Source organism: Pseudoalteromonas sp. 2CM28B, assembly GCF_023161935.1.
Window position 1 is genome coordinate 13,217 of record NZ_JALNTH010000038.1, and the last position, 24,480, is coordinate 37,696.

20 protein-coding genes are annotated in these 24,480 nt (G+C 41.3%); 12 read left to right on the forward strand and 8 right to left on the reverse strand.

Annotation, left to right across the window (positions count from 1 at the left end):
• The first annotated feature begins 15 nt into the window (after positions 1-15).
• Positions 16-936: an aromatic amino acid DMT transporter YddG gene (gene yddG / locus MTN96_RS30170; RefSeq protein ID WP_126009279.1), complete on the forward strand. Its 921-nt coding sequence runs from the start codon at positions 16-18 to the stop codon at positions 934-936.
• Between the two features lie 20 nt (positions 937-956).
• Here the strand turns inward: yddG and MTN96_RS30175 are convergent, their stop codons facing one another.
• Positions 957-1,823 (reverse strand): alpha/beta fold hydrolase, encoded by an 867-nt coding sequence (locus MTN96_RS30175; protein WP_126009277.1) that lies wholly within the window; start codon positions 1,821-1,823, stop codon positions 957-959.
• A 172-nt stretch (positions 1,824-1,995) separates the two neighbouring features.
• On the opposite strand from MTN96_RS30175, the gene MTN96_RS37080 reads away from it, so the two are divergent.
• Complete coding sequence (locus MTN96_RS37080) at positions 1,996-2,118, forward strand: hypothetical protein (RefSeq protein ID WP_282452136.1); 123 nt, start codon at positions 1,996-1,998, stop codon at positions 2,116-2,118.
• A 96-nt stretch (positions 2,119-2,214) separates the two neighbouring features.
• Here MTN96_RS37080 and MTN96_RS30180 read toward each other — a convergent pair whose 3' ends face one another.
• Entirely contained in the window at positions 2,215-2,676 is a 462-nt protein-coding gene (locus MTN96_RS30180; protein ID WP_374276184.1) for an ankyrin repeat domain-containing protein, read from the reverse strand.
• 100 nt (positions 2,677-2,776) lie between these two features.
• Positions 2,777-4,315, reverse strand: a complete 1,539-nt coding sequence (locus tag MTN96_RS30185) for a catalase (RefSeq protein WP_004587093.1) — start codon at positions 4,313-4,315, stop codon at positions 2,777-2,779.
• A gap of 373 nt (positions 4,316-4,688) precedes the next feature.
• Here MTN96_RS30185 and MTN96_RS30190 point away from each other — a divergent pair, with 373 nt between their 5' ends.
• The 7 genes from MTN96_RS30190 (at position 4,689) to MTN96_RS30220 (ending at position 13,437) form a co-directional block, all read left to right on the forward strand.
• A complete protein-coding gene (locus MTN96_RS30190) occupies positions 4,689-5,360 on the forward strand; it encodes an HAD family phosphatase (RefSeq protein ID WP_248533872.1) in 672 nt (223 codons plus the stop codon).
• A 382-nt stretch (positions 5,361-5,742) separates the two neighbouring features.
• Positions 5,743-7,464 (forward strand): cytosine permease, encoded by a 1,722-nt coding sequence (locus MTN96_RS30195; protein ID WP_029772305.1) that lies wholly within the window; start codon positions 5,743-5,745, stop codon positions 7,462-7,464.
• A gap of 36 nt (positions 7,465-7,500) precedes the next feature.
• Entirely contained in the window at positions 7,501-9,024 is a 1,524-nt protein-coding gene (locus tag MTN96_RS30200) for a mannitol dehydrogenase family protein (protein ID WP_024032787.1), read from the forward strand.
• 2 nt (positions 9,025-9,026) lie between these two features.
• Positions 9,027-9,944 carry a carbohydrate kinase gene (locus MTN96_RS30205; protein WP_024032786.1) on the forward strand — a complete coding sequence of 306 codons (918 nt, stop codon included), beginning with the start codon at positions 9,027-9,029 and terminating at the stop codon, positions 9,942-9,944.
• 636 nt (positions 9,945-10,580) lie between these two features.
• Entirely contained in the window at positions 10,581-12,047 is a 1,467-nt protein-coding gene (locus MTN96_RS30210; protein WP_004589533.1) for a carbon starvation protein A, read from the forward strand.
• Positions 12,048-12,138: 91 nt separating this feature from the next.
• A complete protein-coding gene (locus tag MTN96_RS30215; RefSeq protein WP_248533874.1) occupies positions 12,139-12,831 on the forward strand; it encodes a cupin domain-containing protein in 693 nt (230 codons plus the stop codon).
• A gap of 225 nt (positions 12,832-13,056) precedes the next feature.
• On the forward strand, positions 13,057-13,437 hold the full coding sequence (locus MTN96_RS30220; protein ID WP_004589535.1) for an STAS/SEC14 domain-containing protein: 381 nt from the start codon (positions 13,057-13,059) through the stop codon (positions 13,435-13,437).
• A 67-nt stretch (positions 13,438-13,504) separates the two neighbouring features.
• On the opposite strand, the gene MTN96_RS30225 is transcribed toward MTN96_RS30220, so the two are convergent.
• The 3 genes from MTN96_RS30225 to MTN96_RS30235 form a co-directional block, all read right to left on the reverse strand.
• Complete coding sequence (locus tag MTN96_RS30225) at positions 13,505-14,452, reverse strand: carbohydrate kinase (RefSeq protein WP_248533876.1); 948 nt, start codon at positions 14,450-14,452, stop codon at positions 13,505-13,507.
• 116 nt (positions 14,453-14,568) lie between these two features.
• Complete coding sequence (locus MTN96_RS30230) at positions 14,569-16,956, reverse strand: TonB-dependent receptor (protein ID WP_126009263.1); 2,388 nt, start codon at positions 16,954-16,956, stop codon at positions 14,569-14,571.
• A gap of 164 nt (positions 16,957-17,120) precedes the next feature.
• Positions 17,121-18,338 carry a sugar MFS transporter gene (locus MTN96_RS30235; protein WP_248533878.1) on the reverse strand — a complete coding sequence of 406 codons (1,218 nt, stop codon included), beginning with the start codon at positions 18,336-18,338 and terminating at the stop codon, positions 17,121-17,123.
• 173 nt (positions 18,339-18,511) lie between these two features.
• Here MTN96_RS30235 and gtfA point away from each other — a divergent pair, with 173 nt between their 5' ends.
• On the forward strand, positions 18,512-19,984 hold the full coding sequence (gtfA, locus tag MTN96_RS30240; RefSeq protein WP_248533881.1) for a sucrose phosphorylase: 1,473 nt from the start codon (positions 18,512-18,514) through the stop codon (positions 19,982-19,984).
• Between the two features lie 73 nt (positions 19,985-20,057).
• On the opposite strand, the gene MTN96_RS30245 is transcribed toward gtfA, so the two are convergent.
• Both MTN96_RS30245 and MTN96_RS30250 read right to left on the reverse strand, forming a co-directional pair.
• Positions 20,058-21,089 carry a LacI family DNA-binding transcriptional regulator gene (locus MTN96_RS30245; protein ID WP_248533883.1) on the reverse strand — a complete coding sequence of 344 codons (1,032 nt, stop codon included), beginning with the start codon at positions 21,087-21,089 and terminating at the stop codon, positions 20,058-20,060.
• A gap of 79 nt (positions 21,090-21,168) precedes the next feature.
• The gene (locus tag MTN96_RS30250) at positions 21,169-22,065 is read right to left on the reverse strand and encodes an AraC family transcriptional regulator (protein ID WP_154944875.1); all 897 of its coding nucleotides are present in this window, start codon (positions 22,063-22,065) and stop codon (positions 21,169-21,171) included.
• A gap of 172 nt (positions 22,066-22,237) precedes the next feature.
• On the opposite strand from MTN96_RS30250, the gene MTN96_RS30255 reads away from it, so the two are divergent.
• Positions 22,238-23,758: an aldehyde dehydrogenase family protein gene (locus tag MTN96_RS30255; RefSeq protein WP_024032776.1), complete on the forward strand. Its 1,521-nt coding sequence runs from the start codon at positions 22,238-22,240 to the stop codon at positions 23,756-23,758.
• 431 nt (positions 23,759-24,189) lie between these two features.
• Positions 24,190-24,447 (forward strand): hypothetical protein, encoded by a 258-nt coding sequence (locus MTN96_RS30260; RefSeq protein ID WP_150139018.1) that lies wholly within the window; start codon positions 24,190-24,192, stop codon positions 24,445-24,447.
• Positions 24,448-24,480 lie beyond the last annotated feature (33 nt).

The window sequence follows — 24,480 nt, forward strand, 5'->3', positions numbered from 1 at the left end:
ACTTTTAGGTAGTTAATGGACTTTTTTTCTAATCATAAATACACGCTTTATGGCATTGCCGCTATTTTATTATGGAGTTGTTTAGTGGCTCTGCTCAGGGATGTTTCGGAGTTATTTGGCCCCATAGGTGGGGCGGCACTTATGTACAGTGTAAGCGCGCTGTTTTTAATTTTGGTAATGGGACGGCCCAAGTTTGCTGGGTTTAATAAGCGTTATATTATTTGGGGCACTGCTTTATTTGCACTTTACGAGGTGTGTTTAGCGCTGTTTGTAGGGCTTGCTAATAATCGCCACCAAGCGGTAGAAATGGCGGTTATAAATTATTTATGGCCCACACTTACCATTTTGCTCAGTATTATAGTTAACCGTAGTAAAGTAAGTATTTGGATTTACCCCGGTATGCTGCTCGCTTTTTTTGGTGTGGCTTGGTGCGTTGGTGGCGATAGCGGGTTATCTCTTAACAGTATTATGGGTAATTTTGCCAGTAACCCAACGGCTTACTTGTTGGCGTTTGTAGCACCTTTTATTTGGTCTGTTTACTGTGTAATTACTCAAAAAAATAGCAATGGGCAAAATGCCATTGTGCTGTTTTTTATCGCCACGGCACTAAGCTTATGGGTGTTGTATGGATTAAGTGACGAGCCAAAAATGACCTTTACACTGCACGCGACCGTAACGCTTGTGTTAGCTGGTGTGGTTGTTGGCAGCGGGTATGCTCTTTGGAACCAAGCTATTATTGGCGGTAACTTAATGTTGCTTGGTACGCTTTCGTATTTTACGCCGGTTTTTTCGGCGATTATTTCGGCGCTTTATTTATCAATTACCCTCAGTGCCTCGTTTTGGCAAGGAGTAATAATGGTAACTGGCGGCTCACTCGTATGCTATTTCGTAACGCGTGAAAAACCAGTTAAAAAGCAAATTAACGCCGTAAACTAACGGTGTAAACGCATCCTTTTTTAACTGTGTTTGTTTAGCCAGTTAAGCGCAAGTGGCCATAATCCGTCAGATTTTTTGCTAAAAAATTTCATATGGCCAATTTCCTTCAAACCATAGTCGTGTGGGTTTAAGGTTAGGGTTTGTGCTTTTAATTTAGGAAAAACCGAGAGCATATCGGCAACATTTGCATTGTTAGCAATATCGTCATCGGTAGCATTAACCCATATTGAGGGCATAGAAAGCGTGTTGTAACAGTGTTGAAATACGGTATCACCAAATGCTGATTGCACATACCCTTGGGCGTTACACCATTTTCGCCATTGTTTAGCTACGCCTTTAGGTAGGGGTTCGCCCATGCCAAACCACTGCGATTTAGTATGACCAAACAAGGCATTACTAAGGGGTATAACTCCATTCATAAAAAAGTGCGCTTTAACCTGGTACACTAAGCTCATATTAGTTAATTTACCTGACGAGCAAGCAAAATTAAACGCGGAGCTTAGCTCGTTAGCGTTATGCATTAGCCCCACTAATTGCCCGCCGGCGCTATGACCCACTAAATGATATTGCGTATTAGGAAATACCCTTTGCAAATGCTCAAGTACCGCAGGCATGTCTTGCTCACCCCAACTTTGTAAACTGGCTTTGCTTTTTTTAATACTGCGGTTAAGCGATTGGCCAATGCCACTGTTATCAAACGTAATAACGCCAAAGCCATGTTGCTGTAAGTAAGTAGCAAAGTTTGCATAAAACTGCTGCTTTATACCGGTTGCAGGGGCAATCATCACCGCACCTTTAATAGGGCTGGTGGGTGTAAATACACGGGCGCTTAGGGTTTGCCTGTTATTACAGGTAATAGTGGTGTGCTCAAAGTGTGGTGCGGTCATTAGAATTATTATTTCCCATATAAAGTACACAGGTAAAAATAATATCTGGTTAGACCAGTCTCGGCAAGAGGGGAAAGCATTGTTTATACCAACCCTATCAATTATATGTTCTAAATTTTACGTCGAATAAGCAATTCAGTTTAGGTGTAAATTGCTGTAAATAGTTGCTCACTTGACGCTAATTACAACAAAGAAATGCGTTGTTTTAGCAGGTAAAATAGATCAACTATTTATTGGCGTTGGTATTAAACCACGCCCCGATGAAATGGGGCGAGAGGAAGGTTTAAATAACTAAAGGGTACTACTTATTTTGCTAAAGCCTGGTTATTGGCTGCTAATGTAGCCTTATTGTCACTAACAATAACGGGCAAATGGGTATATTAAAAGTTGATTAATTAGATTTACTGTTTACCTGTGCTAATAAATCGAGCACTTTTTGTTGGCCAAATTTTTGTGCAAATTGTTCGGCTGTTTGACCGGCTTTGTTTTGATGTGCGTTATCGCAATCAAGGCCTACAAGTGTTTTAGCTATACTAAATTCGCCTCTAAATATGGCAGCCATTAGGGCTGTGTTACCGCGGTTGTCTTCAAGGCAGGCATTAGCGCCTAATTGCAATAAGGTGTTTACCGTATTTTTATTGCCGTGGTAGGTGGCAATCATTAGCGCGGTGTAACCTTTGTTGTTGTAACTATTAATAGGAATGCCAGCATCTACAAATTGCGTTATTACGGCGGTGTCGTCGGTGCGTGCGGCTGCAAAGTAATAAGCAAGTAAGCTGTCGTATTGCGACTGGGCGGTGCTTTGTTCCGTTACAGGGCTTTGTGGCTCATTGGCAAAGCCTGAAAAGCTCATCACTAAAGTAAATATAATAAGTAATTTACGCATACTGTTTACCTTTTTAAAAAAGAGGAAAGCTAGGCTTTCCTCAATAACTTACAGGTTGGGTAAAATATTAAAGCTTAGCGGCTAGTTGCTTAACTTGTTTCATGTCGCCGTTTACAGCGTTAGTTAAGCGTGTACCGTATTCGCTATCTGCTTTGTAGAAGTGGCTAAGCATTTTGTGCATAACTTTGCTGTCTTTCACTTTGCCTAAATCGCCGGCTAAGTTGTTAACTAAGTTAGTGCGCTCTTGCTTGCTAAAGCTGCGGTAAAGTACACCCGCTTGAGCAAAGTTTTGCTGCTTTTTAATTGCTGCTTGTTGTACGTAGCCTTTTAGCTCTGTGTTACTTCTGCGTGCAATTGGGTTTTCTGCAACGTTTTCGTGACTTGGTTGGTAGTTCACGTTACTTGTTGTATTACCGTAGTTCATTGCGCCGTCTTGGTTGTAGTTAACCACTTCAACTTTTGCACGGTTAATTGGCAATTGTTGGTGGTTAGCACCTAAGCGGTACATTTGCGTATCGGCGTAAGAGAAAACACGCCCTTGTAATAGTCTGTCTTCAGATGGCTCAATACCCGGAATTACATTTGCCGGTGCCATTGCAACTTGTTCTGTAGATTGGAAGAAGTTAGTTGGCATACGGTTTAAGGTCATTGTTCCTACTTTAGTTTCTTTAACGTCTAACCACATTTTTGTTGCATCTAATGGGTTGTAGTCAAAGTCATCTAACTGCGACGGATCAAGGGTTTTAATGTATAGATCCCACTTAGGGAAGTTACCTTTACCAATCTCGCTGTATAGGTCGCGTGTTAAGTGTTGGAAGTCTTTACCTTGCACTTCGTTTACTTCTTTAGCATCAAGGTTGTCTATACCTTGTTGGCTTACCCAGTGAAACTTAACGTATTTAACATCGCCTGACTTATTAATCATTTTGTAAGCATGTACGCCCCAGCCGTCCATTTTACGTAGGCTTGCTGGTGTACCGTAGTCGCTGTATACCCACGTTAACATGTGAGTAGAACCTGGCTCGTATGAGAAAAAGTCAAAAAAGCGGTTAGGATCTTGAATGTTATCTACCGGTGATGGTTTTAACGAGTGAACCATGTCTGGAAATTTAATCGCATCGCGAATAAAGAATACCGGTAAGTTGTTACCTACTAAATCCCAGTTACCTTGGTCGGTGTAAAACTTAGTAGCAAAACCACGTGGGTCACGCAGTGTTTCTGGGCTACCTTTTGAGTGAATTACTGATGAAAAACGTACAAATACGTCAGTTTCTTTACCCGCTTCTGCAAACGGTGCAGCAATTGTTAAGTCATCTAATTCTTTAGACGCTACAAACACACCGTGTGCACCTGTACCGCGCGCATGCACTACACGCTCAGGAATACGCTCACGTGCAAAACGTTGTAGCTTTTGAATTAGGTGTACGTCTTCAAGTAATACACTTCCGCGCTCACCTGCGGTAATCGAGTTTTGGTTGTCGCCAACAGCTGCGCCGTTGTCTTTAGTAAGGGTAGTTGCGGCACTTGCAGGTAATGCCATTGCTAAAGCTAATGCGCTTAGCGTTAACGTAGATTTATTATTAATCGTGTTTTTTTGAGTATTCATTGTCGACCTCATCTGTATAAAAGTGCCGGCAGTGTTGCTGGCTGTTTAACTGTTAACGAGTGTATTAACAAAAGTAAGTTCGGTAAAATTGATTGTTTAGATTGGAGTAATCACAAATTTAGATTGCTGTTTGCGTGCTGCCTTCTATTTTCTAAATAGCGGTTTTGCAATGTTCGACCTTAGTCGTAATTGCAATTTTGAAATCAATGAAAATACAGACAATTTCATATTTAATGAATAAATATTCACCACTGTGGTGCGTTTTTCACTAACAAGATGTTGACTTATTATAACAATAAAGAGAATATGCTCACTTGCTGGGCTTATGCTCAAGTTAAGGTTGCACCAAACTAGGTGCATAAAAAGGGGCAATATGAATACTAAAATAGAATTAGTTATTTTTGATTGTGATGGCGTTGTTATAGATAGCGAAATATTAAGCGCGCAAGTGTTAATAAACATGCTTGCAGAGGTTGACGTTAATATTGACCGAGCCTATGTACAGCAATATTTTTTGGGCTGTAATTTTAAAACAGTTACCCAAAACTTATTCGATACCTTTAACGTGACCTTAGCTGAGAGCTTTGAAGCCGATTACCGAGAAGCACTATTAAACGAGTTCGAAACTGCATTAATGCCAACTAACGGCATTAAACACGTGCTAGAGCAACTATCTGTACCTTGTTGCATTGCAACAAGCAGTAGCCCTAAACGCACCGCTAAAGCGCTTAATGTGGTTAATTTATCGCAGCACTTTAATAAGGTATTTACCTCTAGTGAGGTAAAAAATGGTAAGCCCGCGCCCGATTTATTTTTACATGCCGCTAAGCAAATGGGTGTGAAGCCACAAAATTGTTTAGTGATTGAAGATTCAAAAGCCGGCGTGTGCGCAGCACTTGCCGCCAATATGCAGGTTTTGCATTACAGCGGGGGTGGGCATATGCAAGATGCAGTGAACTTTGTTCACCAAGCTTACCCAGAGGTAGCGCATTTAACGCATTGGGATGACTTTTATAAGCAGTACCCAACATTACAAACACAGTAATAGAATATCAACGTTGAGCTTTATGACACTGACAAAGCTTAACGTAAAAATGCATTAATTATTAAGTAGTTATAGTAGTAGCATTATAAAAAGGCACGGTGATTTACTCACTATTAATTTAAATAAAAAACACTTATTTAAATTAATAGTTAACCTGAACTTTGGTTAAGAGATTTACTAACATATTAAATCAAAAGTGATATCTATGTTTATTTTCTCTAGCCAGAGATTTACAGTGAAAACAAGGCGAAATTACGCGTCAATAGCTAGCCTATTGCAAGTAAATTTAACGTAGTTAGCGCTGGAAATAGCTGCTTGAGATAGATTTATTATCCAGAGTTCAGGTTAGTTAGGGCTGTGCTTAAAACAATAGGAAAATACCATGGCATCAAGTCCACACACACAAACATTTAACGATGTTAACGAAGAGCAATTGCCCGTTGCTAATCATAAGCTTCATGGTTGGAAGCACTTTGCCGGTTTATACGCTGGTGAACACGTTGCTGCAACCGAGTTTGTTATTGGTGCAACCTTTGTTGCATTAGGCGCATCGACCATCGACATTTTATTAGGTTTATTAATTGGTAACCTATTAGCTATGTGTTCGTGGTGGTTAATTACCTCTCCAATTGCGGTAGAAACACGCTTAAGTTTATACAACTACCTAAATAAAATTGCGGGTAACTCAATGACCAAGCTCTATAACTGGGCAAACGTGGTCATATTTAGTGTGATATCCGCCGCCATGATCACAGTATCGGCAACCGCAGTGCGGTTTTTGTTTGATATACCCGCGCAACTCGATTGGTACCCTAACAGCTTAGCATTTGTGGCCATTGTTTTATCGGTTGGCTCTATTGTTGTATTTGTGGCTATGTATGGTTTTTCAACCGTTGCTGATTTTTCTAAAATTTGTGCGCCATGGTTATTTGTTATTTTTATAGCGGGTTCGTTTGCCTTGTTCCCTGAACTTTCTAATCATGTATTAGGAGTAACCACGCTAACTGGGTTTGATGACTTTATGGCGATAGGGGATTCTTCTATTTGGACCGGTACCACCGCTGATGGCGAAAAAGGTATTGGCTTATTAGAGGTTATTGGTTTTGCATGGGCTGCAAACTCTATTACCCACTTTGGCTTAATTGATATGGCAATTTTTAGATTTGCTAAACGCAAAAGCTACGGTTTGTTTTCAGGCGTAGGTATGTTTTTTGGCCATTACTTAGCATGGATCTCGGCTGGTATTATGGGCGCAGGTGTTGCGGTATTACTTAAAACAACTATTTCATCACTTGACCCAGGTGACGTTGCTTACCACGCATTAGGCTGGACAGGCTTTGTTATTGTAATTATTGCGGGCTGGACTACAGCTAACGCCAACCTTTACCGCGCAGGCCTTGCAGCACAATCTATTTTTGTTGACCAATCGCGCGAGCGCACTACCGCAATTGTCGGTGTTGTAACCGTTATAATTGCGTGTTTCCCGTTTGTATTTTCGCAAATGTTACCGCTTTTAACTTACGCAGGCTTATTAGTAGTACCTGTTGGCGGCATTGTATTTGCCGAGCATGTTTTATTTCCTAAAATTGGTTTAACCCGCTACTGGGCTAAATACAAAAACATTACACGTAGCGTACCAGCCATTGCCTCTTGGGCATTAGCACTTGTGTTTGGCTTTGGTTTAAATGCGATTGATGTAATGTCGTTTTACTACTTATTTATTCCTACTTGGATTTTCACCATTGTTATTTACACCCTACTGGCTAAAAAATACGGCGCAGGTGAAGACTACAGCAAAGAAATTGCAGCAGAAGAGCAAGAGCAGCAAGACATTAAAGAGTACCAAGCAGGACTTGCAGAAAACGTTCAAGCTCCGGTTGTTGATAACTCAATGCTAACCAAAGTGTTAAATGGCGTGTCGACTGTTTCGTTACTTATTATTTTTGGCTTTGCCAGCCAAGTAATGTTTTTTAGTGACAGCATGAGCATTTACGCAGGAAATAAATCTCAGTTTGAAATTGCATGTTTTATTTGCACCATTATTTATTTTGCAACCGCTTACTGGTCGCTATTGCGCCATAAAGCACTCAATACTGCATCTTAATTTAAATTTTTAATATTGTTTTAGTAAGGCCGCACCATGACGCAACACCAGCACACTGACGCTCTTGTTAAAGGGCTAAACCAACAAAGCTTGGCAGATATGCCAAGCCATGTAGATACACCAAACTACGACCGTAGTAAGCTTAAAGCGGGTATAGTTCATATTGGTGTGGGCGGCTTTCACCGAGCTCACCAAGCGGTGTACATTAACGAGCTATTAAAAACGCCAGGTGCTGAACAGTGGGGTATTTGTGGTGTTGGCTTATTAGAAGGTAACCGTGGTCTGCGCGATATTTTAAAGCAGCAAGACTACCTTTACACGCTAACGGTAAGACACCCAAATGGGCAAATAGATAACAAAGTTATTGGCTCTATGATTGACTTTTTGTTTGCTCCAGAGGACAAGCAAGCGGTTATTAATAAGCTTGCGCACAGCGATACGCATATTGTGTCGTTAACCATTACCGAAGGCGGCTATAACTTTAACCCAGTTACGGGTGAGTTTGACTACTCAAACCCAGACATTATTAACGACATTAATAACCCGAACGACCCAATTACGGCGTTTGGCTACATTACTGCTGCGTTAAAGCTACGTAAAGAACAAGGCCTTGATGCGTTTACAGTACAGTCGTGCGATAACATTCAGCACAACGGTAATGTAACGCGTAAAATGCTACTTGCCTTTGCGGCCGAGCAAGATAAAGAATTAAGCGAGTGGATTGCTACTAACGTAACTTTCCCAAATGCAATGGTTGACCGTATTACGCCAGTATCTAAAAAGAGCGATATCGACTACGTTGTTGATGCCTACGGTGTTAGCGATGAATGGCCAATTACCTGTGAGTCGTTTACTCAATGGGTAATTGAAGACTCATTTTGCTGCGGACGCCCAGATTGGGATAGCGTTGGCGCACAATTTGTAAGTGACGTAACACCTTTTGAGACCATGAAAATACGCTTATTAAATGCAGGCCACTCGGTACTGGGTTTATTAGGCTCTGTACATGGCTACGGCACAATTGACGAAACAGTATCAGATCCTTTATTTGCAAAGTACTTACGTGCGTTTATGGATAGAGAAGTAACGCCTAACCTAGAGAAATTAGAAGGCATTGACCTTGAAATCTACAAAGACACGCTAATTGAGCGCTTTGCTAATCCAAACATTAAAGACAGCTTATCGCGCATTTGTTCAGAAAGCGCAGCAAAGCTACCTAAGTTTTTAATTGCCACTATTAACGAAAATCTAGCCCATGGCCGTGATGTATCACTTGCGACCCTGGTTATTGCTGCATGGTGTTTTTACAGCGATAAAGGCGAAGATGAGCAAGGCAATAAGCTTGAAATAATCGATGCAATGCAAAGCGAGTTACATGAAGCCGCGGCTAAAACGGCGACTGATGACCTTGCATTTTTATCGCTAACAAGCTTATTTGGCGATTTAAATACGCAAAGTGCCTTTACGTCTCACTACAAAAACAATGTAGAAGCGTTATACGCACCGGCTAGCAAAATTAAAGCAATTATGAATAACGTGCTTGAGCCTAAAGGTAACTAATAATGAGCATTTTAATTGATTCTAAACAAGGTAAAGACGTAAGCGTAAGCTGCTTTGGCGAAGTACTATGGGATTGTTTTGCAAACGATAAACGCCTAGGCGGCGCGCCGCTTAACATGTGTGTGCGTATTAACTCACTGGGCATTAAAGCCGACATGATAAGCGCTGTAGGTAACGATGAACTCGGTACTGAGCTACTAGGCGAAATTAAAAGCAAAGGCGTAAGCTGCGAATACATTGGCGTTAATAACGACAAAAAAACCAGCACAGTACAAGTTACCTTAGATAAAAGTGGCTCAGCCAGCTACGAAATAGTTGCCGACACTGCGTGGGATAACATTGAGCTTACAGACTCACTTATTGAAAAAGTAAAAGCCAGTGATGTATTTGTATTTGGCAGCCTAATTGGCCGAAGCGAAGCCTCACTTGCTACATTAAACCAATTAGTTGATGTAGCTAACTTTAAAGTGTTTGACGTAAATTTACGTGCGCCACACTACACGTTAGACACATTAGTAGATTTAATGAATAAAGCCGACTTCATCAAATTAAACGATGAAGAGCTTTATGAAATTGCCAAAGCAATGGGCTGTAAGTTCCATTCACTTGAGCAAAACTTAGCGTTTATTGCACAGCAAACTAACACCGAATACTTATGTGTAACTAAAGGCAGCCACGGTGCACTACTAACCATAAAAGGCGAAAATTACTATAACTCAGGTTATTTAATTAGCGTTGTGGATACAGTAGGCGCGGGGGATTCGTTTTTAGGGTCGTTAATTTATCAGCTTTGTAGTAGCGATTGTGCACAACATGCTGTTGATTTTGCGTGTGCAGTAGGTGCTATGGTGGCCGAAAGTGCCGGTGCTACACCTACACTTACTCATGAACAAATTAACGAGTTTATGAGCCCAGCGTAACGTAAAAAATCACAGTTACACCCAATCATTGTGTGTGTAAGCGGTTTTACTTTTATAGTAAAGCCGCTTTTTTTTGCTTTAATTTTTATTAATGAAGCCGTTTAGATTAAGTGTTGAGCAAGGTGCATAAAAAGTAACTCAAATAGGGTCTGTTGACCTTTGCAGTTTGAAATTTGTTCAAACTAGGGGCGGTTTAATCGCGGCGCGAGGTTTGTAACCTAGTGGGCTCGATAACTGCTCCTGCGTTATCCTAATGACTTACATCCATGTAAGAATAAGTCAAAACCGAGCAAAGCTTCCGCGTCCTGCTCACGCCCCTTACCTACATCCATGTAGGCAACAAAGAGTAAATCGCCCCTAGGCAGGACCCGAAGGGCAGCGCCTGTTTGGCATTAATGCTGCGTTATCGCCTACTTATGGGGAATAACCACACCAGACAGGCTCTGCCTTGCCTAAATACCAAACAGGCTGCTGCAAATTTAACCTTGAAAGGTCTACAGACCCTTGTGTATTAGCTATTCGTCTTATAGCGGGGGGATTAATACTTTGTTAATGTTCGTCGATTATTCATGGATTGAAAGGCGGGGCGGCAATTAGGCGCTCTATACTCCAAATACAAAAAGAGAAACGTGCTTTATGATCATCTTTTTTATCTGCATAACAATCTTAATACTGGGATATAAGTTTTATAGCCCGTTTGTTGAAAAACAAGCAGGTATGGATACAACAGTTGATACACCACAAAAACGCTTTAGCGAAGGTGTTGACTATGTAGCCATTCACCCTGTGCGTGCATTTTTAATTCAATTTTTAAATATTGCGGGTGTAGGCCCTATATTTGGCCCAATTTTAGGTGCGCTTTACGGACCGGTAGCACTTGTGTGGATTGTGCTTGGTAACGTATTAGGTGGTGCGGTACACGACTTCTTCTCGGGTGTGATGAGCATTAAAGAAGATGGCAAAAGCTTACCAGAAATAGCAGGGCACTATTACAACGTTGTGTTTAAAGGCTTTATGCTGATATTTACAGCCATGCTGCTGTTTTTTGTGGGCGTTGTATTTATTATGAGCCCAGCAGGCTTATTAAGTAACTTAGATGTATTTGAAGGCACTTTTTTTGCTAATAATACTTTTTGGGTTTTGGCTATTTTGGCGTACTACTTTTTAGCAACGCTGCTACCTATTGATAAAATTATTACTAAGTTTTACCCGCTATTTGGCTTATTAATGATTGTAATGACTACATTAATAGCCGGTGCGTTATTACTAGATGCACCACACTTACCAGTTGCAGGCGACTTTTTAGCCTACTTTGAAGCCGACCACGCGCATGACTTTTTAGAGCCAAACCCAGATGGCCTTCCAACCTGGCCGTTACTGTTTATTACCATTACCTGTGGTGCTATTAGTGGCTTTCACTCTACCCAAGCGCCTATTATTGCCCGCTGTTTAACAAACGAAAAATACGTACGCCCAGTATATTACGGCGCAATGATGTGTGAAGGCATTGTAGGTTGTGTATGGGCACTTGCGGGTATTGCTGCATTCCCAGAAGGCTACGCTGGCTTAAAAGCATTGCTTGATCAAGGTGGCCCAGGTTTAGTGGTTAACCATGTAGCAAATAGTTACTTAGGCGTAATGGGCGGTATTATGGCCATTATTGCTGTTGCGGTGTTCCCTATTACCTCTGGCGATACGGCGTTCCGTTCACTGCGTTTAACCGTGGTTGATGCGTTTAATATTCCGCAAAGCTTACGTAATCGCTTATTACTGGCAGTGCCAATTTTAACGATTGCCTTTTTTATGACTAAATTAGATTTCTCGGTTATTTGGCGCTACTTTGCATTTTCAAACATGCTGCTTTCAACCAGTGTATTATGGCTTGCAACTAAGTACTTATTTGATAGACGTGCATTCCACTGGATCACCAGCATACCTGCCGTTATCGCTACTGGCGTAACACTTTCGTACATTATGACTGCTGCTATTGGCTTTAATTTATCGGCCGACTTAGGTAAACCAATTGGTGCCGCTGTGGTTGTTATTGGCTTAGTAGGTTTAGTGTTTGTACACTCTAAGCATAAAAAGCTAGATGTAGCGTAAAGCGTTAAAAATTAAATAAGCGAGCTTATTAAGCTCGCTTTTTTTATGCATAAAATTTACTCTCACACTATGCAATTTTAAAGGTAATAAAATGAAAATAGCCGCCGATTTTACCCAGAGAGTCGTTGTTCATAGTGAGCAACTTAATTGGAACCCTTCGCCAATGGCGGGCGTTGATAGGCGCCCACTTGATAGAGTAGGCGCAGAAGTAGCCCGTGCTACAAGCATTGTACGTTATGCACCAGGGAGCGAGTTTTCGCCTCATGTGCATACAGGCGGCGAAGAGTTTTTTGTACTAGAAGGCGTATTTCAAGATGAGCATGGCGATTTTCCACAAGGCTCTTATATTCGTAACCCACCGCAATCAAAGCACAAACCAGGCTCTGATGAAGGCTGCATAATATTTGTAAAGCTTTGGCAATTTCAGCCACAAGATAGAACCCACGTACGCTTACAAACACAGCATATGGGCAGTGTGCAACACGCCACATTTAAAGGCCTTGCTATAACCCCACTTTATAAAGATGACTTTGAAGATGTGAGTTTATTGCATTTTGAGGCAGACGCTAACATGCAAATTAGTGCAAACGGGGGTGCTGAGTTACTCGTGCTTGAAGGCGATATAAGTGAGCAATCAGACGTATTAGTAAAACACAGCTGGTTAAGGCTGCCTATTAATAGTGAGCTTAATATAACCGCAGGTAAGCAAGGTGCAAAAGTGTGGCTTAAATTAGGGCACTTAACAGATGTAGATAAGCAAATAGAGCGCGTACAAAACGCTTAGCAAATAGCATTATTTAGCAGTATTGTTTGATTTAGTTCAGTACTAATTAACTTAATACGGTGTAGTTTTATGGTTTAACTCAGTAAGTGATGGGTATTTTTGGGGTTTTTATTTTTTAAAGGGAATAATTTCACTTTATAGGCTTTAATTAACTCCAGCTTTCGTTATTAAACCCACTCACACAGGCTGTAAATAACATAAGCGCACCCGATTAAGGAGAGCAGCATGGTACACACAACACATGGTTTATCTATTGGTATTGAACGCGCAGGCCGAGAATTTTTTTTAAAACTAAAAGCTGTAGGAACGCTAACCCACGACGACTATAAAGTCATTACCCCCATGATCGACTCAGCCCTTGGCGAGGTTAAACACCCTATAGCAAACGTGCTTATTGATGCCAGCGAGTTAGAAGGTTGGGAGCTTCGCGCCGCGTGGGATGATTTAAAGCTTGGCGTAAGGCACTCAAAAGAATTTAATAAAATTGCTATTTATGGCAATCAAGAATGGCAAGCCCGCATGGCTAAAATAGGCAATTGGTTTATTTCAGGCGAGGTGCAATACTACGAAAACGCCACCGCCGCCATCGATTGGCTAGATGAATAATTAAATAATAAAAAACGCTCTCAATAGCGTTTTTTATTATTTAAAGCAACTTGCACTCTACTTAAGGTTATATTACATCAGCCAGCACAGGTAATGCCGGAAATGCCCCTTTAGCTAAACACGCTTTAGAGCCACATTGAAGGGCAAAGTGCAGGGCGTTTTTTATGCTGGTTTCATCATTTAGTTTATCTGCCAGCACTAAATTACTCCCTAAGTTATTTAAATAGTATAAAACCCCCGCTATAAAGGCATCGCCCGCGCTTGTTGTATCTACTGCGTTTATTTTTGGTGCCGATTCGTTAAGTATAAATGCGCTGTGGTAAACCGTAGCAGGCTCTGGCCCGTCGGTTAAAAACACCAGTTTTACTCCGGTATTTAATAGCATTTGAATGTAATCTTCGCCCGTTGTTTCGCTATGCTTTGCTAAAAAATTAAGTTCATCACGCGAAAGTTTAACTATGTCGCAATAAGCGAAGCAGGCTTTTACATTGCTTGCTATATCATGGATGTTTTCCCACAAGCTGTAGCGTAAATTCACATCAAAACTAACGAGCTTATTATGTGTTTTAGCAAGTTCTAGCGCTTTAACCGTTGTGCTAGCTATGGCTGGATCGGTTAGGGTGTTTGAGCAAAAGTGCAGGGTGCTTATGCTTTGCCAATTTATTTGCGCTAAATGCGCTTGGGTTAAAAGTACATCGGCTGTGTTATGGCGATAAAAGCCAAAACTGCGCTCGCCTGTTTCATCAAGGCTTACTATTACCATGGCGGTTTGTGAGCCAGCAATGGTAAATAAATAGTCTGTATTTACATTGTATTGCGCCAGTGCATTACTTAATTGATTGGCAAAATGATCGTCACCTTTACCACCACAAAATGCAGCCTCTCCGCCAAGTTTTGCATAGCCAACAGCAACATTAGCAGGTGCACCACCAGGGATGGGTAAGTACGCTGAGTTATGAGCATCTTGAGGCAGCATATCAATTAAAAGCTCGCCTAAGCACATGAGTTTGGTCATTTGGAATATCCTAAAAAGCCTAGCAAGGCTAGGCTAAAAACATGAAGGGTGTTATTTATTCATACTTTAAAAGGCGCTACAGCGATGACTCACTGCAGCGCAATACACACATTTAGTTAAAAAGCGTATTTTAAAGTAACCGACGTAGTGCGGCCGTTAATAGTACGGGCACGAATAATGTCGTTCTCAGGTACTGAGCCTTCTTCGGCTTCTGTAATACCTACTGTATCGAATAGGTTGTTTACATTAAGCGCAAGGTTTAAGTTTTCTGATAAGTCGTAGCTTACAAACGCATTTACTTGCGTGTAGCCGTCAAACTTAAGGTCGTTGTTATCTTGTGCATAAGCATCGGTTGTACCAATAAAGCTTACACCTGCCGCGCCTTTATCGTAGCTGTAACGCGCCATTAATGAGTAAATTAAATCCGCTTGGCGACGTGGTGTGTTACCTACAACTTCAGGAGTTAGCGCATCTTTTGCAATTTCAGCATCGGTCCAAGTAAAGTTACCTCTAAAGTCCCATGCATCCATAAAGTAAGTTGATTCAACCTCAATCCCTTTTGCTTCGTATTCACGGTCGAAAAAGGTTTGCGATGTTGCTTCAAAGTTTTGCTCTTCTGTTTCTGCGTAAAAGGCTGTTGCAAATACCGAGAACGAGTCAAAGCGTTTTTTCACACCAATCTCAAATTGGTTTACTTCATCTACTGCATCTTCATCGGCTACGCTTCCGTCACTGCGTACTTTACCAAATAATAAACGGTCTGCATTTGCGCGCCCACCTTTACTAATACGTGCAAACGTCGCTAGGCTTGGGTCAATTTGGTAGTTAGCACCTACAGAGTAAGACGAGTAGCTCCAGTCGTAATTAACTGGGCTTGCATTAGCTATATCAATACCTGCTACGTTTTGCTCAGGAATAGAAATAGTACCGTCGCGGTTCATATCTACTGTTGAGGTTACGGCACCTGCGTAGTTACCGCGTGCTTCACCGCTGTCGTAGCGGGCACTTGCATCAATGCTTACATCACCAAGTTTTGTTGAAAACGCAACATACGGTGCGCGAGTATCGTATTCGGTGTCGTAATCGCGCTGACAACAGTTACCCCAATAAGGCGTGCCGTATGCGTATAAACCGTTTTCTGAATACTCAGTACCATCGGCTGCGGTTACATTTAAAAGTGCCGCATTGTCGCCTTTAAGCTCCATTACGTAAGAGTTCCATAACCACGACATAGCAATATTTTGCGTAGAGGCAAAGTAACCAAAGGTTAGGCTAGTGTCATCACTAAACGATTTAGTCAGTTTAAAATCGTTAACAATAGAGCCAAAGTCGTTAAGCGTTACATCAAAAGTGTGAATACGCATGGCAAGTTCATCATTAAATGCTTCGCCTGTGTTTGCGTTACTCAGTGTTGCGCCTACACCGCCAATACTTTGTGCAATAGACGATGCGCTGCCAACCTCAGCAGGAATAAGCGAGTTAAAGTTACCGCTAATTGATGACTTACGAAAACGGTTTTCGATACGCCAATCGTTATCTAAATCAAATACAGCTTCAAAACCAACAGAGTCAACCTTTGGATTCATACCATCACGGATATCACCACTGCTAATTTGGTTTTCACCATTTAAGCGTACTGTTTTAGTAAATAACGCTGAGTGAGGTGTATCTGATTGCGCATCAAAGCCAGCAATAGAGTCACCATTTGAGTACATTGGCATAGGAAGATAGCCAACACTCTTATCGTCTAGGTGTTTGTAGTAAAGGCGTACGTAACCGTTTTCAAAATCTTTAGTAAGGTTAGCTTTAATTTGGCCACCTTTATTTGATGTGTAGCCTGTTTCGCGCGGGCCTTCGCCTTGGCGTACAAAACCACCTACATGAAAACGCACGCTGTCGGTTAAATAGGTGCCGTATTCAAAGTCGGTGCGTACACTGTCGTAATCTAGGCCAACAGTAGTAGATACGCTACCCGATTCGTTTTCGCCATTTTTAGAAATAAAGTTAATTATGCCGCCAGGTGCATTACTGGCTGATGTAGAGGCTGAGCCACCACGAATTGATTCGATTGTTTGCACTGTGTTATCAAGGCGCATAAAAATATCTGCGTTACCAAAGGCAACATCACCAAACTGCATTACAGGCAGACCATCTTCTTGCAGTTGTAAAAACTTGGCGCCACCCGATGCTACAGGTAAGCCACGCACTGCAATATTTGCATTACCTTCACCGCCTGTTGATTCAGCGCGAACACCCGGGATAATTCTAAATGCTTCAGCCGTTGAGCGTGGCGTTGATACCTCAACTTGCTCAAGCGATAAACTGCTTACTGATGAGCTCGATGCCATAATAGTTGTGCGGCGAGGTACACCGGTTACAACAATTGTTTCAAGCCCTTGCTTAGCTTGCACTTTGGTTTCTTGCTCGTCTTGTGCATGAACGCCTTGGCTTACTGCAAGTGCTAAGGCACTGATTAAATATAAAGGTGTGTGGTGTGTTGTCATGTTAACGCCTCATTGTGTTGTGTGAGTTTGTTATTTTTACTTAATCGATTAAGTAAAAATAACAAAGTTTTTACAATATGCAAATTATTTTTGTGTATAATTTGCACTTTTTTTGTTTTTATATTGATTTTAAAGGTGTTTTTTATTCTGGCTTGAGCAGCCATTTATGCATTTTTAGTTAATGCTTTTGCCGCAGGGTCGCGGTAAAAGTTATAAAGCATGGCTAAAAATAAGATCACAGCAAAGCCGGTAGCTAAGTAAAAACCGTAGCGTACGTGGCCAAAGTAATCACTTATCATGCCCATAAATAAAGGCGCAAGTGCGGCCGAAAGCGCGGTAAAAAATAAAATAACACCCGCTACTGCACCATGTTGTGCAACAGGAAAGCACGATATACCTTTAGAGTTTAAAGTAGGGTAAACCATCGACATAAATAAACCCGAAAGCGGAAGTAAGCCTACCGCCCAATCAACTCCGCCTACCAAAGTGCCCACATAACACAGTGCGATGCCTAAACTTAAATAAGCCATAACCCCTTGCCAGCTAAAGTGATTTAAAAGCCATACAGCAATAAAGCGTCCAGCAGCACGTAATACAAAAAATATAGTAAGTGCGTAGGTCGCAAGCAAAGGCCACGAGCCTGTGTAATCTTTTAAAAGTGTTGGCATCCACACGTAAATAGCAACCTCGGTAGCCACATATAATGCAATAGCCAACGAAAAACCAAGTGCATACGGGTTTTTAATCATTTTCATGGTGGTGGCAAGTGAAGCTGGCTTTTCTGTGCTTTTAACAACACTTGGGTAGTCGGCGCGCCATGCCATTAACGCTAAAATTAAACACATAACGCCGGCAATAATGTACAGATAAGTCCAGCTCACGTTTTGAGTAAGCAGTACGCCTACCAACGCAGGGCCAACTATGGCACCAATACCAAAAAAGCCTTCTACTTTGTTCATGGTTTTAGTGTGCTCTGCGTTACTTGCAGATATATCGCCAAGTAGCGCTAGTGCGCCGGTTTTAAATAAACCAATGGCAAGCCCTATACAGCACAGCAAAATTAAAAACACCGAAAAGCTATTGCTAAAGGCAAACAAAAAGCAGCTGAGCGAAAAAATAAGTAAGCCCAGCATTATGGTTTGTTTACGGCCTAGGCTGTCGGCTAAGAAGCCTAAAAACAAGCCACTAAAGGCAATGAGTGCCATAGGTGCATAATGAAAAGCACTGGCTTGGGTCATACTTAAACCAAACTCTGTGATTAGTTCAGGGATGATCATACCTACTGCATCTGAGGTCATCGCAAACATAAAAAACATCATGTAAGTGAGTATTCGTATGCGCTGCATTGGGTCGCTTTTGGTGTGTGTGTGTAAATTTGTCATGTGATTTTTCCTCGTTGTGGCTCAAGTTATAGTAATAACTCAATCACTTACTCTGGTTAGTATTACCTTTGCCACAACTTTTGTATGTAAAATATTTAAAAATTACTTGTAAAATTGTACGTGCTAGTTAAAGATATATCTTAATCGATTAAGTTTCAACTTGGTAATCACACATGATGAAGAATAAAGTTCAATTGATCACATACGCTGATCGAATCACAGGGCAAGATATAAACGCACTTACTACGCTTTTAAATGGCCAACTTAAGGGCGTTTTTGGTGGTGTACACCTTTTGCCGTTTTATAATCCGATTGATGGCAGCGATGCAGGCTTTGACCCGATTGATCACAGCGAAGTAGATTCTCGCATTGGTACATGGGCTGATATTCAAGCACTGGGTGAAAACCATGATCTAATGGCCGATTTAATCGTTAACCATGTTTCAGCGCAGTCTTATCAGTTTCAAGATGTGCTAGCTAAAGGTAAACAATCAGAATTTTGGGATTTGTTTTTAACAAAAGAAGACGTTTTTCCAAATGGTATGAGCGAAGCTGAGCAACAAGCAATTTATCGCCCGCGCCCCGGTAGCTGTTTTACGCCAATGCAGTGTGGCGATGGTCAAACGTATGACTTTTGGACCACGTTTACCGATAACCAAATTGATATAAACGTAAAAGTTGAAGCAGGTATTGCGTATTTAAATAATGTATTAACTAAGTTTTCTGAAAATAACGTAAATATTATTCGTTTAGATGCAGCGGGTTACGCAATTAAACAAGCCGGTACAAACTGTTTTATGCTAGACGAAACCTTTGGCTACCTAGATAACCTATCAAAGCAAGCAAACGAGCTTGGCATGGAAACCATTGCTGAAATTCATAGCCACTTCCAAACCCAAGTAGAAGTAGCAAAGCGTGTAAACATGGTTTACGACTTTGCATTACCGCCGCTTATTTTACATAGCTTATTTAATAACGATGTAGATGCATTACTTAAATGGTTACAAATTTCACCACGCAACTGTTTAACGGTACTTGATACGCATGACGGCATAGGCATTATTGATGCAGGCCCAATGGGCGACAAGCCAGGGCTATTAAATGCACAGCAAATAGATACCCTTGTAGAAACCATGCATGCCAACAGTAACAACCAAAGCCGCCAAGCTACAGGTGCTGCTGCCAGTAATGTTGATTTATACCAAGTAAATTGCACGTATTACAATGCATTAGGCGCTAACGATTTAGATTATTTGATTTCGCGTGCCATACAGTTTTTTGCCCCCGGTGTGCCGCAAGTGTACTACGGTGGTTTATTTGCCTGCGAAAACGATATGGATTTACTTGCGCGTACCAATGTGGGTCGTGATATTAACCGCCCGTATTTAAATAGTGAAACAATTGAGCACGCACTCAATAAACCTGTAGTAAAAGGTTTAATAGAGCTCATTAAATTACGTAATGAACACCCCGCTTTTGCAGGAGAGTTTAGTGCTCACGGCACCCTGGGAATATGTTGTTTAACGTGGCAACTAGAAGATAAGTCTATTGCATTAAGTGTTAATTTTAAAACGCGAGACGCGCTTATTACCCAAGTAAATGGTGATGAAGAAACAACGATAAGTTTAAACGCATTGTTAGCCTAACAGGCTATTAAAACATAAAAGCCAAGCTCAAAAGCTTGGCTTTTGTTTACCCAGCCCTTTTTAACATAACCTATTAACCACTTGCGCCAATATCTAGCTCGTAACTTACATCACATATTTTTTCTTCTTTTGATATAAAGAGCTCGGCGGCCATTACGCCTTTTTCTTGGCTGTTTTGATGAATAGTGGTTAGGCGCGGCACAAAACGAGCGGCTTCGTCTATTCCATCAAAGCCGACAATACGCAGTTCTTCACCTATTTTTATGCCTTGTTTTATCGCTTCTCGCATGGTGGCAAGGGCAATTAAATCACTCATACAAATGATAACGTTTGGGCGAGGGGAGGCACTTAACACCTCTTTAGCGGCAATGTTAGCAAAACGCTCGCTGCTCTCAGGTATATTCCAAATGCGGTCATCAGCTACGGTTATATTTGTCTCACTTAAAGCACGTTGATAACCCCGTAAACGTTGGTGCGAAATAGATTGCCCTGTTTCAAATTCGTGATGCTCATATACGCGGCACAATACGTTTTCATCAAGTAATCTTAAGCCTAAAATAGCGACTTTATCGCTTTGATTTTTTAAAACATGCTTGGCTATTTCGTAACTTGCTTGCTCGTTATTAATATTTACTGAGGCATTGCGGGCTATATCAAAATCAATAGTTACCACATGTTTAGAGACCGTTTTTAACTGCTCTACTAATGCGTTATTACGAGGGCGGCCATAACAAATAAAGCCATCTACAAAGTCGACCACACTGTTAAGGTTATCGCTATTACCAGAAAACAATAAAACATTAATGCCGTTTTTTTCAAGCACCGAGGTTACACCCCGCATAAAGCTGCTGGCCACAGGGTCCGACACCATATATTCCACACTATCGGGCAGCACTAACGCCACAATGTTAAATGTACCACTGCGAAGCGATTGCGCGGCTTTATTGGGCCCGTAATAGCCCAAGGTTTTGCACGCTGCAAGAATATCGTCTCGGCGTTTAGCCGATAGCTGATCAGGGCGGTTAAACGCATTAGAGACTGTTGCGTTAGATACACCTAACTCTTTAGCAATACTTTTTAGGGTCCAGCGGGTTTGCTTACTCATACCAATTCTTTACTCAATACTCATGTTAATAAACTAACATATTCAGGGCGTTAGCAAAGTAAAAAATAAGGTTTTAGCCTTAATGCCGGCATTCTTTAGGCGCAATACCAAAGGTTTGTTTAAATACACGACTAAAGTGGCTCGCGCTATTAAACCCAACATCAAAGCAGACTTGGCTAATTGCATGGCCTTGCAGTAATTGATTGCGCGCTTTTTTAAGTCTTAATTGTTGCTGCCAAAGGGCTGGGGTAGTGCCAAATGCCAGTTTAAACTGCTGATAAAACTTACTGCGGCTCATGCAGGCTATTTTGCACAAGGTATTTATGTCGAGCGTTTCGTTTAAGTGCTCTTCAATATAAAGCAGTGCATCGCTTATTTTTGTTTTAAGGCGTGGTTTATCGCTATTAGCGAGTAATAAGTCGCGACTTTGTTGTTGTAGCAACCGGGTGATCAATTCGTTTAATGACAAGTCAATTAAGTAATGTCGCTGTGCGCCTTGTTCGCTAAATAAATGCACCATGCGCTCTAATAATTGCTGTGTTTGGCTATTATGTTGGCTGTGTACCAATTGTGGAACATACTCGAATAAGCCGCCATCGTGTGCAAAGCTTTGCTGCATGTTAAGCGCATTCGCCACAGCGTTTATTTTATCTTTGCTAATTTCAATCGCTAAACACGTGGTTGGGGCGTGCATTGATGCCTGTGGAAAATCAATTAATACACCTTGCTCTGGCGCTAATACAAACGACTCGTGGGGTAAAAATGCTTTATGGTATTGGCTACTTTCTACGTGCATTACTTTTTTACCGCTGAGCATGGCACAAAACAGTAACTCCTTTGAATGCAGTGCCACCTTTTGTGCACGTTGGTACGTGTCGTAAATGCTCAACTCGCTGTTATCTGCTGCAAATGTCACTTTATTTTCTATTAAAACATCAAGTTGTTGGCGTTTTTTGTTTAACTGAGATGTGTGCATATCAATCCTTTAAATTTTTATTAGTGTGGACTCACAGACAACTTTTGTGGACAGCTAATCAAGTTTTTAGGTGCTCGTTAGGCTAATGTCAAACAACACTGATTAAATATAAAGCATTTTGTTTTATATAAATGTTCGACCTTTAGCTAACAACAATAAAGAGAGCACACACATGATATATGCAAATCCAGGTAGCGATGGCGCACTCGTAAACTTTAAACAACAATACGGTAATTACATTGGCGGGGAGTGGGTAAAACCTGTAAACGGCCAATACTTTGATAATATAAGCCCGGTAAACGGTAAGGTATTTTGCCAAATACCTCGATCCGACAAAGATGATATAAACCTAGCACTCGACAAAGCGCATGCAGTGCGAGAGCAGTGGGGCACAACCTCGGTGACCGAGCGCAGTAATATACTGCTAAAAATAGCCGACCGAATTGAGCAAAACCTAGAGCTACTAGCCGTTGCCGAAACATGGGATAACGGTAAAGCCATTCGCGAAACACTCGCGGCTGATATTCCGCTCGCGGCCGATCACTTTCGCTACTTTGCAGGGTGCCTGCGCTCGCAAGATGGCAGTATTGGCGAAATTGACGAAACCACGGTGGCATATCATTTTCACGAACCGTTAGGTGTGGTTGGGCAAATTATCCCGTGGAACTTCCCTATTTTAATGGCCGCATGGAAACTTGCACCAGCACTTGCCGCAGGTAACTGTGTGGTGCTAAAACCAGCCGAACAAACTCCAGCATCTATTTTAGTTTTAATGGACATTATTGGTGATTTACTGCCTGCAGGCGTGCTCAATATTGTAAATGGGTTTGGTAAAGAAGCAGGCGAAGCACTGGCCACAAGTAAACGCATTGCTAAAATTGCATTTACAGGCTCTACACCTGTTGGCTCACATATTTTAAAATGTGCTGCTGAAAACATTATTCCCTCAACGGTAGAGCTTGGCGGTAAATCGCCCAATATATTTTTTAATGATGTAATGGAAAAAGACGACGCGTTTTTATCAAAAGCCATAGAAGGCGCCGTACTTGCTTACTTTAACCAGGGCGAAGTATGTACCTGTCCATCAAGATTGTTTATTCAAGAAGATATATACGAGCAATTTATTGAGCGCATACTCGAACGTACCCAACAAATTAAACGTGGTAACCCACTCGACAGCGAAACCATGGTGGGCGCTCAAGCTTCAAAAGCACAGTTTGATAAAATACTTAGTTACATAGACATAGGTAAAAAAGAAGGCGCTGAAGTACTCACCGGCGGAAACGTAGAGCAGCTAAATGACGATTTAAATGGTGGTTATTACATACAACCTACACTGCTTAAAGGTACAAACGACATGCGTGTGTTCCAAGAAGAAATTTTTGGCCCTGTTATTTCTATGTCGACCTTTAAAGATGAAGCCGAAGCACTCGAACTTGCCAACAGCTCAGAATTTGGCTTAGGCGCAGGGGTGTGGAGCCGAAACATGAACCGTGCTTATACCATGGGGCGCAAAATTGAAGCTGGCCGAGTGTGGACCAACTGTTACCACATGTACCCAGCACATGCTGCATTTGGTGGGTATAAAAAATCAGGAATAGGGCGTGAAACACACAAACTAGCACTCGATCACTATCAACAAACTAAAAATTTATTAGTGAGCTATAGCGAAGATCCACTCGGCTTTTTTTAATAAAACAGCTAAAACTTAAACACAACAACCATTAAGTAATGAGGGCGCTGCATATTTGCAGCGCTTTTATTTCACAGTGCTCACAACGCTACCTTAAGCGTGTTGTAATATATAAGTACAATACCAGCCGCGTTCAAAACGTTAAATCCTAAGCGTTTTAATAACTCATTACCTGCGTTAAAAACGATTTTACGATATTAACTTTTTATAAAAGTTGCTCTAAAAACGTGCAGTGATTTATGCATTGTCGGATATGACTGATCTCCCCCATTTAGGTGTATTACAGCATTAACGGAAATTCCTTTATAGTTAACTAATTGTTTACAGGTGTTTATTTGCTGGCTAAGATAAAAGCATCGTAATATAGGGACATTTGTCGGTTTATAAAACGACAAATGTCGTAGACAAAGTTGTTATGTTTCAGGGATATCATGATAGATCGGAAGTCTAATCCAAATGAATGGTCAACTCTTCTTTATGAGCTTGAAGATGCGAAAGAGCATTTAGAATCACTCATAACTCAATTAGATGCTGCAGGTCAAATAGATGAAGAGGATTTCAAAATTCAACTTTCTCACATCTACGAACATGTAAATCGAAGTTGGAATATTCGTAATATTACGAATGACTTTGAAAACAAGGATAGTGCTAAATTAAGCGGTTTCCCTAAAGACATTGAACCATTATAGCATTGAAACATAACAAGAATTTAAAGCGGGACT